We start from the raw sequence: 12,761 nt of genomic DNA, 5'->3' as shown, positions 1-12,761 counted from the left end.
TCACACCGCGGGTTGCGCACCGTTGATCCGACCGCGACAATAACTTCCATGTACAGCGACAGCGACCTCGATCAGGCGGTGACCGCGGGCGTGCTTCCGCCGCAGCTTGCCGCCGACTTCCGCCACTATGTCGCCGCCCAGCGTGCGGCCCCGGCGGCCGACGAGGAGCATTTTCGCTTCCTGACCGGCTTCAACGACATCTTCGTCACCATCGCGATCACGTTGCTGCTCGTCGCGGTGGCGCAGCTCGGCGGGCTAGTGGCTCCCGCGGCGGGCGCGGCGGCGATCGTTGCCACCTCCTGGGTGCTCGCACTCTATTTCACCGCGCGTCGGCGCATGGCACTGCCCAGCATCGTGCTGCTGCTGACCTTCGTCGGCGGCGTCGCGGCTGCGGTGGTCGCGATCCCGGCGCCGCACGCCATCCTGATCGACGACCGGTCGAGTGCCACCGCGGTCAGTGCTGCGGCTGGCCTAGCCGCGCTCGGGGCTTGGGCGCATTGGCGACGGTTTCGCGTGCCCATCACCCCCGCGGCCGGCGCCGCCGCGTCGGTCGGCCTCGTCATTAGCTTGATCGTGGCGGCGGTACCGACCGCCCGGCCGCTCGTCTGGGCGATGCTCCTCGTCGGCGGAATGGCCGTGTTCGCCTATGCGATGCGGTGGGACATGAGCGACCCGCGTCGCGAGACGCGGCGAGCCGACGTCGCTTTCTGGCTCCACCTCGTCGCCGCGCCGATGATCGCGCATCCCGTCTTCCAGCTGCTCGGCGTGTTCGAAGATAAGCTGGCACTCGGCACCGCGATCGTCGTGCTGCTGCTCTACCTGGTCTTCGCGCTGGTGGCCGTGGCGATCGACCGTCGCGCCCTGTTGGTGTCGAGCCTGGTCTATGTGCTCTACGCGATGTCGGCGCTGATCCGCACCACTGGAGCGGTGGAACTCTCCGCCGCGCTCACCGCGCTGGTCATCGGCGCCGCGCTGCTGTCGCTGTCCGCCTTCTGGCAAGGGATCCGCGCGCGCTTGGTCCTGCGACTGGGCGCGCTCGGCCGGCGACTGCCCCCGATCGCCGCGGCGATCTGACGTCAGGGGCGCGGCTGGCATCGATCCGGCCGCTAGATCGACTTACTCTTCGACCAGCTTCATCAGCCGCCGCTCGACCGGGGCGAGTACCGGGCCGAGCTCATGGCCGCGCCGGACCACCTGCCCCGCCTCACCCACCAGCGCCCACATGCCCTGACGCTGGCGCAGCGCGGGGCGCTTCTCGATACGGAACTCGGGACGCTCGGCGGTGCGGCGGAAGGCGCTGAACACCGCGGCGTCGCGACCAAGGTCGATCGCATAGTCACGCCAGTGACCGGCCGCCACCATGCGGCCATAAAGATCGAGGATGCGGTTGAGCTCGAGCCGCTCGAAGCCGACCTGGATCGGCCGCGCGCCGCCCGGGAAGGGTGTGACGATCCCCATCAGGCGCGATCGCGCTCCGGCTGGTCGCCGCGCTCGGCGATCAGCGAATCGAGCCGCTTCTTCATCGCCTCCAGTTCGCACCGCAGGATCTCGACCTTCTGCGTCGCGGGATCGAACACCTCGCTGCACGGCGTTCCATAAGGCACGAAGCGCGGCTCGGGTGCGGCGCCCCCTTCGACCATCGTCGGCCGCGCCGGGATGCCGACCATCACCGCGCCCGCGGGAACGTCCCGCGTCACCACCGCGTTCGCGCCGACCCTGGCGCGCGGGCCGACCAGGATCGGCCCGAGCACCTGCGCGCCCGAGCCGATAATGGCGCCATCGGCAATGGTCGGGTGGCGCTTGCCCGCGACACCGTTGTCGGGGCTGGTGCCGCCCAGCGTCACGCACTGGTAGATGGTGACGTCGTCGCCGATCTCGGCGGTCTCACCGATCACCACGAAGCCATGGTCGATGAAGAAGCGCCGCCCGATCTTGGCGCCGGGATGAATGTCGATCGCGGTGAGCAGCCGCGAGACATGGTTTACCACGCGCGCGCCGAGGAACCAGCGGCGGCGATAGAGCCGGTGGGCGACGCGGTGGAAGCCGAGCGCCCAGACTCCCGGGTAGGTGAGGATCTCCAGCCGCGAGTGTGGGGCGGGATCGCGCGCGCGGATCGAGTCGAGATATTCGTTCAGTCGCGCCATCCGTGTCCCCGCCGGCTCCCCTTAGGCGCCGGCGGCGCCGACGCTCGATCATGGTTGTCGCCTACAGATAAGGCGAACGCGCGGCGGTTTCCATAAGCACCGCCTGGGTGCCGGAAACTCGAATTTCCTATCGCGGTTGTAGATGATCGCCCAAGGCCTTAGCATCGGGCTCGCGGCGGGCGCGATCAGGAAGGTGCATGCAGTTACTCTCTCAGCTGGACGTCGCCGGCCTGCTTCCGTTCATCGCCGTCGGTTTCGGTGCCCAGCTCGTCGACGGCGCGCTCGGCATGGCCTTCGGCGTGATCTGCAACACCTTGCTGGTGGCGGTGATGGGCGTGGCGCCCGCGCGCGCCTCGGCCAACGTCCATATCGTCGAGACCTTCACCACCGCGGTGTCGGGGATCAGCCACGCCTTGCACGGCAACATCGACCGTAGGCTGTTCCTGCGCCTGCTGATCCCGGGTGTGATCGGCGGGGTCACTGGTGCCTATCTGCTCACCAACCTCGACGGCAACACGGTCAAGCCCTTCGTGCTCGGCTATCTCATCGCGGTAGGCGTCTACCTGCTGATCCGCGGGCTGCTCTTCCCACCCAAGGTGAGCAAGCCCAAGGTGGTCGAGCCGCTCGGACTAATCGGCGGCTTTATGGACGCCGCAGGCGGCGGCGGTTGGGGACCGATCGTCACCTCCAACCTGCTCGTCCAGGGCGTCGAACCCCGCAAGGTGGTCGGCACGGTCAGCGCGGTGGAGTTCTTCCTCACCACGATCGTCTCTGCGACCTTCATCTATCATCTCGGCGTGAAGGACTTCGCCACCGCCACGATCGGCCTGCTGATCGGGGGCGTCGTCGCCGCGCCGTTCGGCGCCCTGTTCGCCAAGCGCATACCGATGAAGTTGATGCTGGTGCTGGTCGGTGCGGTGCTGACGATCACCAGCACCTACGGCTTCGTGCGCGCGGTGCTGATGTGACCTCGCTGCCCCGGCGCGTCCGCCGCGCCGGGGCGTCGGCTCATGCGCTGACCGCGTGGACCGTGGCGACCGCCTTCATCACCGAGGCGACGCGCACCGCGGACTGGATCACCTCGGCGGTAACGCCCGCCTTCTTGAGCACCTGCTCATGGCTGTCGATGCACATGCCGCAGCCGTTCATCGCGCTGACCGCCAGGCTGAACAGCTCGAAATCGACCTTGTCGATGCCGGGCGCCGCGATCACGTTCATGCGCAGCTTGGCGGGCATGCGCTGGTACTCGTCGTTCCCGGCGAGGTGCGTGAAGCGATAATAGACGTTGTTCATCGCCATCACCGCCGCCGCGGCGCGCGCCGCATTGGCCGCCTCGGGCGAGAGCTTGTCGGCCACCTCGGCCTCGGTCGCCTCGACCAGCGGCTTGTGCCCCGAGCCGTGCGCGCAGGCGAGCAGCAGACCGTATTTGCGCTGGTCGTTGAGCACCGTCTCGTTGAGCAAGGAACCGACGTTGAGCCGGATGTCCTTGGCGAAGTCGGGCAAGGTGCCCGCGAATTCCTTGAGTGCCATGTCTCTCTCTCGGACGTGAGTCGCCCCGGCGCGACCGGCCCTCGCGAGGTCGCGAGGGGTCAGCCGCCGCCGGGGCGACGGGTAGATGAAGGAGGCGGGACGCGCGGCCCCGCTCCCGGATCGATCAGGCCGCGACCTGGAGGACGTCGTCGCCCTTGTTCCAGTTGCACGGGCACAGCTCGTCGGTCTGCAGCGCGTCGAGCACGCGCAGCGTCTCGGCCGGGTTACGGCCGACGTTGAGGCCGTTGACCTGCACCGCCTGGATCACGTTGTCCGGATCGACGATGAAGGTGGCGCGGAACGCGACATGCTCGTTCTTGTCGACGATGCCGAGCGCGTCGGCCAGCTTGCGGCCGTTGTCCGCCAGCCACGGGAAGTCGGCCGCGGCGAGGTCCGGGTCCGACTTGCGCCACGCCAGATGGACGTGCGCGGTGTCGGTCGAGGCGCCGATCAGCACCGCGTCGCGGTCCTCGAAGTCGCCCTTGATCTGGCTGTAGCCGACGATCTCGGTCGGGCACACGAAGGTGAAGTCTTTCGGCCAGTAGAACAGCACCTTCCACTTGCCCGGATAGGCGGTGGTGAGGTCGAGCGTCTCGCCGGCGGGCAAAGCGCCGGTGCCCTGCTGGACGGGAACGGTGATGGCGGGGAACTGATCGCCGATGGTCAGCATGGAAGCCTCCTGATGGAAATATGGGCTTCAGCCATCCTCTCGCGCGCGGGCGGTGGGCCGCCTCTCGTCGACGCGGCACTAAAAGGGTTCGCGTGATCGATCAAGTCGGTTATTACGAAGGCGTTGATCGACAGAGGCGATGAATGGCGGCCATATACCTACCCACGTTGAAGCAGTTGCAGTATCTTGTGGCGCTCAAGGATCACGGACATTTCGGCCGCGCCGCGGAGGCGTGCTTCGTCACCCAGTCGACTTTGTCGGCAGGACTGCGCGAGCTAGAGACGCTGATCGGTGTCACGCTGGTGGAGCGCACCCGCCGGGTCGTCCGCTTCACTCCACTGGGCGAGCAGATCGCGACCAAGGCGCGAACGGTGTTGCGCGAGGCGGAGGAACTCGGCGACATGGCGCGGGCCGCGGGGCGGCCGCTGTCGGGCGAGATGCGGATGAGCGTGATCCCGACGATCGCGCCCTTCCTGCTGCCGCGCGTGCTGCCGCGGCTGCGACACGGTTATCCCGACCTCAAGCTGTTCCTACGTGAGGAGCCGAGCGGCCCGGCGTGCGAGGCGCTCCACAACGGCCGCACCGACTGCGTGCTGCTGGCGCTGCCCTATGCCTGCGGCGAGGTGACGACGCTGCCGCTGTTCGACGATCACCTGTTCCTCGCCTTTCCCGAGGGCGAGATGCCCGCCACACCGGCGGCGGTGAGCCCGGCCGAGATCGACGAGACCCGGCTGCTGCTGCTCGAGGACGGCCACTGTCTCAAGGACCATGCGCTGGCGGCGTGCAACCGCGCCGAGCTGCGCGCCGAGGCGACGATGCTGGGCACCTCGCTCCACACGATGGTGCAGATGGTCGACAACGGGCTGGGCGTAACGATGCTGCCCAAAATCGCGCTCGACGCTGGCATCCTGGAGCATACCAACGTCGCCGCGCGCCCACTCGACGCGGCGCATCCGGTGCGCACGCTGGCACTGGTGTGGCGCCGCGCCTCGCCGCGCGAGCGCGACTTCCAGCTGCTCGGCGAGGTGCTGAAAGCAGCGGGCTGAGCGGGCGGGTGTCGAACGTCGCCCGTCCACGCCCGCGTCATCCTGGACTTGTTCCAGGATCCACGGTGCCACGCATCCAACGGCCGTGGCGTGTGCGGAACGGTGGATACTGAGACAAGCTCAGGATGACGCCGCCCGAATGGGTTGAAGCGAATTCGCCTGTCCCATTTCACAACCGCAACGGATCGAACGGCGGATTGACCGCCCGAGGGCCGAGGCGCAGCCTCTCGGATCCGGAGCTCGCCGATGGTCGGGCAAGATGGCCGCCACGGCACTCCAGGTTGGAGGGTTGTCGCATGGCTTATGCAGACCGGGTCCCCAGTTCGAGACGCGTCACCACCCTCGCCGCGGTTGCTGCGATCCATGGCCTGATCGGCTATGTGTTCGTCAGCGGCATGGCGGCGAGCTTCGTGACAACGGTGACGACCGAACTGACGATCCGCAACATCCCGGCGGAGACGCCGCCGCCACCTGATCCGGCGCCGCAGCCGACGCAGATCGCGTCCAAGCAGCAGCCTATTCAGACGATCGTCACGCCTGAGCCGGTCGTGCCGACCACCACCGACACGTCCTTCACGGTCGAGCCTGTCACCCCGATCATCCCGATCACGCCGATCATCGGCGGTGGCAGCGGCACCGTAGAGATCACCCCGCCCCCGCCACCGCTGAGCAAGGCGAGCGGCGTCCGCGCGAGAGGCGATCGCACGCGGTGGATCTCGACCGAGGACTATCCACCCTCCGCGATCCGCGCCGGCGAGCAGGGCGTGGTCGCGATCGCGGTCCAGGTCGACGCCGCGGGCAAGGTCACCGGGTGCAGCGTCACCGCGTCGAGCGGACATGACGCGCTCGATCAGGCGACGTGCCGGCTCTACCAGCGCCGCGGCCGCTTCACCGCGGCCCTCGACGATACCGGAACGCCGATCGCGGCGACTTACATCGACCGCGTCCATTGGGTGTTACCGCGCTGAGGCGAGCGGAAACTCGTGTCCCGGCGGAGGCCGGGGCCCAGCTGGGAAGGCGGGAGTGGGTCTCGCTACCGTCGCCCGACTGGGCCCCGGCCTTCGCCGCGTCACAGTAGAGCGGAGGCAGGTTCTACTCCCAGCGCGCCGCCGCCTCCCCGTCGCCGTCACGCGCTTCGACCCAGCGCGAAGCGCCGTTCACCGTCTCGCGCTTCCAGAAGGGCGCGTCGGTCTTGAGCCGGTCGATGAGGTAGGCACATGCCTCCAGCGCCGCGCCGCGGTGGGGGGCACAGGTGCCGACGAAGACGATCCGCTCGCCCGGCGCCATCGCGCCGACGCGGTGGACGATCGTCGCCGCGGTGAGCGACCAGCGCGCGCTCGCCGCGGCGGCCAGTCGCTCGAGCGCGGCCTCGGTCGCGCCCGGATAGTGTTCCAGCTCGAGCGTCGCGACCCCGTCGTCGCCGCGCACCAGCCCGGTGAAGCTCGCCACCGCGCCGTCGCGCTCGAGCACCTCGAGCTCCGCCGCGACGTCGATCACGGCGGGCGAGACGGCGACGCGGATCACCCGCCCGTCACCGGCGGGAAGATCGCCACCTCGCGCGCGCCCGCGATCGACGCGTCGAGCGGCACGAACGCCTGGTCGACCGCGGCGCGCAGCCGCGCCGGCTCGGCGAAGGCGGCGGCGTGACGCTCGCTCGCGGCGGCGAGCCAGGCGACCAGCTCGGCGACCGTTGTCACCGACGATGGGGGCGCCACCTCCTCCTCGCCGACGCCGACGCGCTCGCGCACCCAGGCGAAATACAAGAGCCGCACCGCGCTCAATCCATGTGCCGCAGACCGACGCGGAGGTAGTCCCACCCCGTCACGATCGTCAGCGCCGCGGCGCCCCACAGGCTGGCGAGCCCGACCTGGTGGACCCACACCGCCGCGGGCACCGCGCCCGAGAGGATCAAGGCGCCGAGCGACACCAGCTGGAGCGTCGTCTTCCACTTGGCCAGCCGCGACACCGGCAGCGATACCTGCAGGCCGGCGAGGAACTCGCGGAGTCCGCTCACCGCGATCTCGCGCAGCAGGATCACCAGCGCGGCGATAATATGGACGCCGGTGATCACCGCGACGTCGTCGTGGCGCGTCCCGACCAGCATCAGGATCACCGCGGCGACCATGATCTTGTCCGCGATCGGGTCGAGGAACACGCCCAGCTTCGAGACGGTGCCCTGCGCGCGCGCCAGGTATCCATCGAAATAGTCGGTGATCCCCATCAGGCAGTAGAGGCAGAAGGCGATCGCGAATCCGGCCTGCCAGCTCGGCCACCAGAGGAAGGCGACCAGCAGCGGCACCATGACGATCCGCGACAGCGTCAGGAGATTGGGCAGCGACAGCATCGCCCGCCGACGTGGACCGCGCGCGCCCGCGGCGCAACCCGCGCCCGCGAAAAACAGCGTTTGGAACGCGCGCACCCAGGGGCTATGGCCGCGCCACGTACCAACTATCTGAAGGGCATGGTCCCGCGTCATGATCAATGCCCTCGGGCTGCTCAAGCGGCGGCGCTTCCTGCCGCTGTTCACCACCCAATTCCTCGGCGCCTTCAACGACAATCTGTTCAAGACCTCGATGGTGCTGTTCGCCACCTACGAGATCTTCGCCGACGAGACGCAGGAGAGCTTCTTCAACGCGCTGAGCGCGGCACTCTTCATCCTGCCCTTCTTCCTGCTCTCGGCGCTCGCCGGGCAGCTCGCCGACACGATGGACAAGGCGCGGATCATCCGGATCGTCAAGACGGTGGAGATCGCGATCATGGCGGTCGGCACCGCCGGACTGATGCTGGCACGCACCGGCGCGGTGACGTTCCCGCTGGTCCTCATGCTCACCGCGGTGACCGGGTTGGGCGTCCACTCGACCTTCTTCGGCCCGATCAAATACGCCATCCTGCCGCAGCATCTTGACGAGGACGACGTGCTCGGCGGCACCGGGCTGGTCGAGGCCGGGACCTATCTCTCGATCCTGCTCGGTACGATCGTGGCGGGCTTCGTCTATCGCTCCACGACGCTGGTAGCGGCACTGACGATCGCGGTGGCGCTGCTCGGCTGGCTCACCGCGCGCGCCGTGCCGCCGGCGCCGCGGCTCGGGCCCAAGCTGGCGGTGGACTTGAACCCGTTCCGGGCCTCCTGGCGCCTGATCGCGGGGACGATGCACATCCCGCGGCTGTTCCTGGCGATCTGCGCGATCAGCTTCTTCTGGACGATTGGTTCGGTGCTGATCATCGTCTTCCCGCCGCTGGTGAAGAATGTACTGACCGCGGACGCGAGCGTCGCCAGCCTGGTGCTGGCGGTCTTCTCGGTCGGGGTCGCGATCGGATCGGTGGTGATCAATCTGCTGCTGCGCGGGCAGATCTCGGCGCGCTACTCGCCCGCCTCGGTGATCGCGATGGGCGTGGCGGTGCTCGCCTTCCGCTGGGTGGTGGGGCTGTGGACGCCGGCGGCGCCGGGGCATCTGTTCGATATGATCGGCTTCCTGCACCAGCCGCACGCCGCGCTGGTGCTGCTGGCGCTGCTCGGCGTCGCGATCTTCGGCGGCATGTTCGTCGTGCCGCTCTATGCCTTTCTCACCACCACGGTGACCAAGGACCATACTGCGCGCACCGTGGCGGCGAACAACGTCGTCAACGCCGGCGCGATGACGATCGGCTCGATCGTGGTGGCGGCGATCACCGCCATGGGCGTTACGCCGGCGCAGCTGCTGCTGGTGGTGGCGGGCATGTGCGTGGTCTCCGCCTGGATCGCGCAGCGACTGCACCGCGCCTGCGACTGACGGGCGCGCGGATCCATCGGGACCCAACGTTCGCTCCAGCCGTGACTTGACGCGAAGATATCCTCGCAAGTTGTTGATTTGACGCAAGGAATGACCCAAGCCAGTGGCCGGGAAGTGAGGTCTGCCGGGCGCGCGAATGTTGCGAATGTTGAGTCGCTGGCGCGGATCGTACGAATGTTGAGTCGCGCCAGGACGCGCGCGCGGGGCTAGCTGAGATATGGTGCCGGCGTGTGTCGTCGCGCGCGACCGCCGGGGATGAGACAGAGCGCGGCCGAGCCTCGTGCCAGAGCGCATGCGTGTAGGACAGCGGCGATGATCGGGCGCTGGTTCGGGCTGCGGGTCAGGTCGCGCGGCAGCACTTCTTCTACCGCCGTCATCCTCAACTCGCTTCAGGATTCACTTCCCCCGCGCGGGCCGAACCATCAGCTCCTGCGGCGCAGGGCATCCTGAAACGAGATCAGGATGACGGCGGTGTGAGAAGAGCCTTCGCCGAACTCGGATCAGGGAAGCGCATGCGCCAGGCGCCACGCCGTGCCAAGAAGCGCGGCCGTCGCGTCGCGATCAGGCGATCAGCGTATAGAAACAGGTGAAGAAGGCCGAGAAGCTCAGCAGGAACAGCTTCGCGTCCTCGCGTGTGCGCGACGGCGGCGCGGCGACGAGCGGAGGGGGCGGCGGCAGCGACCGACGGAACGGGTGGCGGGCGCCTTCATTGGTGAGGACGAGTCTGCGATCCATGACTATGCTTTAACGTGATTTTTACTTTTTGGACCATGTTCCCCATGCCGCGCGCGCTTCCCGCCGCGGGACAGCAGCGACAGGAGAGACGACCGATGCCGCTCTACGCCTTCAAGGGACAGCAACCGACACTCGCCGCGCGCGCCTGGGTGGCACCGAGCGCCGACGTGATCGGCGCGGTGCGGCTGGGTGAGGATGTCGGCGTGTGGTTCGGCGCGACGATCCGCGGCGACAATACCGACATCGTGATCGGCGCGCGCAGCAACGTGCAGGAGGGCTCCACGCTCCACTCCGATCCCGGCGCGCCGCTGACGATCGGGGCCGACTGCACGATCGGCCATCGCGCCATCCTGCACGGCTGCACCCTGGGCGAGCGCGTGCTGATCGGCATGGGCGCGATCGTGCTCAACCGCGCGGTGATCGGCGACGACTGCCTCGTCGGCGCGGGCGCGCTGGTGACCGAGGGCAAGGTCTTCCCGCCGCGCAGCCTGATCATCGGCAGCCCCGCGCGCGCGGTGCGCGAGCTCGACGACGCCGCGGTGGCGGCGCTGCGCGCTTCGGCGGCGCATTACGTCGAGAACGCGCACGCCGCCGCGGCGACGCTGGAGCGGATCGACGCGGCGCCGACCGGTTGACGTGGCGTCAGCCTTGCCAGCGCCGAGGCGCCTCCACATAACCCCGATCATGTCGACACCGCCGCTCCTGTCCCGCCTCCGGCTGCCGATCATCGGCTCGCCGATGTTCATCATATCGGGACCGGAGCTCGTCATCGCGCAATGCAAGGCCGGGATCGTCGGGTCCTTTCCCGCGCTCAACGCGCGCCCCGAGGCGCTGCTCGACGAGTGGCTCCACCAGATCACCGAGGAGCTGGCGGCGCACAATCGCGCGCATCCCGACCGGCCGGCGGCGCCGTTCGCGGTCAACCAGATCGTCCACCGCTCGAACGACCGGCTCGAGCGCGACCTCGCGGTCTGCGCCAAGTGGCAGGTGCCGATCACGATCACCTCGCTCGGCGCGCGCGAGGACCTCAACCACGCGGTCCACGCCTGGGGCGGGATCACGCTGCACGACGTGATCGACGACCGCTACGCCCGCAAGGCGATCGAGAAAGGCGCCGACGGACTGATCGCGGTCGCCGCCGGCGCCGGCGGCCACGCGGGCAAGCTCTCGCCCTTCGCGCTGGTGCAGGAGATCCGCGCCTGGTTCGACGGCCCGCTGGCGCTGTCGGGCGCGATCGCCACGGGCGACGCGGTGCTGGCGGCACAGGCGATGGGGGCGGACTTCGCCTATATCGGCTCGGCCTTCATCGCCACCGAGGAGGCGCGCGCCGACGCGCGCTACAAGCAGGGCATCGTCGACGGCGGCGCGGCCGACATCGTCTACACCGACCTCTTCACGGGCGTGCACGGCAATTACCTGCGCGGCTCGATCACCGCGGCCGGGCTCGATCCCGACAACCTGCCGCAGGGCGACTATCGCACGATGGACTTCGGCTCGGCCGCGGGGAACGAGGGCGGCGCGAAGGCCAAGGCGTGGCGCGACATCTGGGGCTCGGGCCAGGGCATCGGCGCAGTCGACCGGGTCGAGCCGGTGGCCGAGCGGGTGGAGCGTATCGCGCGCGAATATGCGGCGGCGCGGGCGCGGATCGCGGCGTGAGGTACGCGACGAGGTAGCGCGGGCGACTCCGCCGGACAGCGGCGCGCGAGCAGCGTGTCCGTCGTGGTGCCTTACCGCATCACGTCCTCCGTCATTCCCGCGAAGGCGGGAATCCAGACGCGCAGGTCCTCGTTGGAACCGCGACGTCAGCGTGTCTGGATCTCCGCCTGCGCGGGGATGACGGCAGCGCGGGCGCGGCGAAGATCGAGGGAAGCCGGATGTATCTCCTCCGTCTGAGTGCGGTCCAGTCGCTCTCAGAACGACTTTCGCCCCCCACCCTCAGAACGCGGTCGCGAGCCGATCGAGCATCGAGCGCGCCGGGCTCGCCGACGGCTGTTCCGCCAGCTGCGCGCGGTCGAGCCGGGCGACGCGGCGGTGCAACTCACTGCTCGCCGCGATCATCGCGCGCGCGCGCTCGGGCAGCGCCTCCACCTCGCCGGGCTCGGTCGTGGGGGCGGCACCGAGGCGACGCGCCGGGTCGATCGCCTGCCCCGGCGTCAGCTCGCCCGCGATCACCGCACGCTGGGTTAGCAGCCAGGCGATCACGTGCATCAGCCGCGTCGTCACCTTGAGCGACTCGCAGCTGAACGTCACCCGCTCAATCGGCGCGAGCGACTCGCGTTCGGCGCGCCCACCCTCGTCGAAATAGTGGCGCGCCTCGTCGGCCAGCACCATGGCTTCCATGTAGAAGGTGTCGATCAGCCGCCGCTGCATCCGCTCGGCGTCGAGTAGCTGTGCCATGCCGTTGATTCTGCCACGAACTGCCTCGCGCCGCCAAGCGCGTTGACCATCATTCGCGCGCCCGTGCGCTCAGGCGATGATGTCGGGGATGATCTGATCCTCGAGCACAGCGATTTCGTCGCGCAGCCGCAGCTTGCGCTTCTTCAGCCGCATCAGCTGGAGCTGGTCCGCGGTAGCGCCCCCGCCCAGTGCGGCGATCGCGGCGTCGAGGTCGCGGTGCTCGAGCCGCAGCGCCCCGAGCCGCGCCGCGATCTCCACCTCGTCCGCGTCCGCCTGCATCTGTCGCCACCTCTCAGATCGTACGCCACCGCCCCTAGCAGCGGCCCCGGCGATCTCCCTAGCGCATTCGACGCGCCGCGCACGAGTCGTCGCATCGTCGCCGCGGTCGACCGATCGTCACCAAAAGACACGCGACTTCTCGGCGATTTCGTGGTTCACTCCGAAGTTCCGTTCAACCAAGAAGGAGGCT

At 69.0% G+C, this 12,761-nt stretch carries 17 protein-coding genes; 7 read left to right on the top strand and 10 right to left on the bottom strand.

Annotation, left to right across the window (positions count from 1 at the left end; genetic code table 11):
- The first annotated feature begins 48 nt into the window (after positions 1–48).
- Entirely contained in the window at positions 49–1,074 is a 1,026-nt protein-coding gene (locus tag FHY03_RS08155) for a hypothetical protein (protein ID WP_183929937.1), read from the top strand.
- A 42-nt stretch (positions 1,075–1,116) separates the two neighbouring features.
- Here FHY03_RS08155 and FHY03_RS08150 read toward each other — a convergent pair whose 3' ends face one another.
- Together FHY03_RS08150 and epsC are read right to left on the bottom strand one after the other, a co-directional pair.
- Complete coding sequence (locus tag FHY03_RS08150) at positions 1,117–1,458, bottom strand: DUF2794 domain-containing protein (RefSeq protein ID WP_183920545.1); 342 nt, start codon at positions 1,456–1,458, stop codon at positions 1,117–1,119.
- Positions 1,458–2,144 (bottom strand): serine O-acetyltransferase EpsC, encoded by a 687-nt coding sequence (gene epsC, locus FHY03_RS08145; RefSeq protein WP_183920546.1) that lies wholly within the window; start codon positions 2,142–2,144, stop codon positions 1,458–1,460. The genes FHY03_RS08150 and epsC overlap by 1 nt, the downstream gene beginning before the upstream one ends.
- A 197-nt stretch (positions 2,145–2,341) precedes the next feature.
- Here epsC and FHY03_RS08140 point away from each other — a divergent pair, with 197 nt between their 5' ends.
- On the top strand, positions 2,342–3,112 hold the full coding sequence (locus tag FHY03_RS08140) for a sulfite exporter TauE/SafE family protein (protein ID WP_183920547.1): 771 nt from the start codon (positions 2,342–2,344) through the stop codon (positions 3,110–3,112).
- 40 nt (positions 3,113–3,152) lie between these two features.
- On the opposite strand, the gene FHY03_RS08135 is transcribed toward FHY03_RS08140, so the two are convergent.
- Together FHY03_RS08135 and FHY03_RS08130 are read right to left on the bottom strand one after the other, a co-directional pair.
- Positions 3,153–3,674: a carboxymuconolactone decarboxylase family protein gene (locus FHY03_RS08135; protein ID WP_183929935.1), complete on the bottom strand. Its 522-nt coding sequence runs from the start codon at positions 3,672–3,674 to the stop codon at positions 3,153–3,155.
- Between the two features lie 124 nt (positions 3,675–3,798).
- Positions 3,799–4,344: a peroxiredoxin gene (locus FHY03_RS08130; RefSeq protein WP_183929933.1), complete on the bottom strand. Its 546-nt coding sequence runs from the start codon at positions 4,342–4,344 to the stop codon at positions 3,799–3,801.
- 143 nt (positions 4,345–4,487) lie between these two features.
- Between FHY03_RS08130 and FHY03_RS08125 the strand changes: the two genes are divergently transcribed.
- Both FHY03_RS08125 and FHY03_RS08120 read left to right on the top strand, forming a co-directional pair.
- Positions 4,488–5,390, top strand: a complete 903-nt coding sequence (locus tag FHY03_RS08125; protein WP_183929930.1) for a hydrogen peroxide-inducible genes activator — start codon at positions 4,488–4,490, stop codon at positions 5,388–5,390.
- 296 nt (positions 5,391–5,686) lie between these two features.
- Positions 5,687–6,358, top strand: coding sequence for an energy transducer TonB (locus FHY03_RS08120; RefSeq protein WP_183920550.1), 672 nt, complete (start codon positions 5,687–5,689; stop codon positions 6,356–6,358).
- 124 nt (positions 6,359–6,482) lie between these two features.
- On the opposite strand, the gene FHY03_RS08115 is transcribed toward FHY03_RS08120, so the two are convergent.
- Genes FHY03_RS08115 through pgsA form a run of 3 tightly spaced genes read right to left on the bottom strand, consistent with a single transcriptional unit; the run spans position 6,483 to position 7,734 of the window.
- On the bottom strand, positions 6,483–6,914 hold the full coding sequence (locus FHY03_RS08115) for a molybdenum cofactor biosynthesis protein MoaE (RefSeq protein ID WP_183929928.1): 432 nt from the start codon (positions 6,912–6,914) through the stop codon (positions 6,483–6,485).
- Positions 6,911–7,162, bottom strand: a complete 252-nt coding sequence (gene moaD / locus FHY03_RS08110; protein ID WP_183920552.1) for a molybdopterin converting factor subunit 1 — start codon at positions 7,160–7,162, stop codon at positions 6,911–6,913. Before moaD ends, FHY03_RS08115 begins: the two co-directional genes overlap by 4 nt.
- 5 nt (positions 7,163–7,167) lie before the next feature.
- Positions 7,168–7,734 carry a CDP-diacylglycerol--glycerol-3-phosphate 3-phosphatidyltransferase gene (pgsA, locus tag FHY03_RS08105; RefSeq protein ID WP_183921418.1) on the bottom strand — a complete coding sequence of 189 codons (567 nt, stop codon included), beginning with the start codon at positions 7,732–7,734 and terminating at the stop codon, positions 7,168–7,170.
- A 130-nt stretch (positions 7,735–7,864) separates the two neighbouring features.
- Here pgsA and FHY03_RS08100 point away from each other — a divergent pair, with 130 nt between their 5' ends.
- Complete coding sequence (locus tag FHY03_RS08100; RefSeq protein WP_183929926.1) at positions 7,865–9,160, top strand: MFS transporter; 1,296 nt, start codon at positions 7,865–7,867, stop codon at positions 9,158–9,160.
- A gap of 561 nt (positions 9,161–9,721) precedes the next feature.
- On the opposite strand, the gene FHY03_RS08095 is transcribed toward FHY03_RS08100, so the two are convergent.
- Positions 9,722–9,895 (bottom strand): hypothetical protein, encoded by a 174-nt coding sequence (locus tag FHY03_RS08095; protein ID WP_183920554.1) that lies wholly within the window; start codon positions 9,893–9,895, stop codon positions 9,722–9,724.
- Positions 9,896–9,990: 95 nt separating this feature from the next.
- Between FHY03_RS08095 and FHY03_RS08090 the strand changes: the two genes are divergently transcribed.
- Both FHY03_RS08090 and FHY03_RS08085 read left to right on the top strand, forming a co-directional pair.
- Complete coding sequence (locus tag FHY03_RS08090; RefSeq protein WP_183920555.1) at positions 9,991–10,530, top strand: gamma carbonic anhydrase family protein; 540 nt, start codon at positions 9,991–9,993, stop codon at positions 10,528–10,530.
- 49 nt (positions 10,531–10,579) lie between these two features.
- The gene (locus FHY03_RS08085; protein ID WP_183920556.1) at positions 10,580–11,551 is read left to right on the top strand and encodes a nitronate monooxygenase family protein; all 972 of its coding nucleotides are present in this window, start codon (positions 10,580–10,582) and stop codon (positions 11,549–11,551) included.
- A 279-nt stretch (positions 11,552–11,830) separates the two neighbouring features.
- Here the strand turns inward: FHY03_RS08085 and FHY03_RS08080 are convergent, their stop codons facing one another.
- Positions 11,831–12,292: a DUF1465 family protein gene (locus FHY03_RS08080; RefSeq protein ID WP_260158776.1), complete on the bottom strand. Its 462-nt coding sequence runs from the start codon at positions 12,290–12,292 to the stop codon at positions 11,831–11,833.
- Between the two features lie 69 nt (positions 12,293–12,361).
- Entirely contained in the window at positions 12,362–12,571 is a 210-nt protein-coding gene (locus tag FHY03_RS08075; RefSeq protein ID WP_183929924.1) for a YdcH family protein, read from the bottom strand.
- Between the last annotated feature and the right edge of the window lie 190 nt (positions 12,572–12,761).

The organism is Sphingomonas sp. BK345 (assembly GCF_014193845.1).
Taxonomy (GTDB): Bacteria; Pseudomonadota; Alphaproteobacteria; order Sphingomonadales; family Sphingomonadaceae; genus Sphingomonas.
The sequence above is the reverse complement of the archived record's forward strand: the minus strand, read 5'-3'. Positions and strand labels throughout refer to the sequence as shown.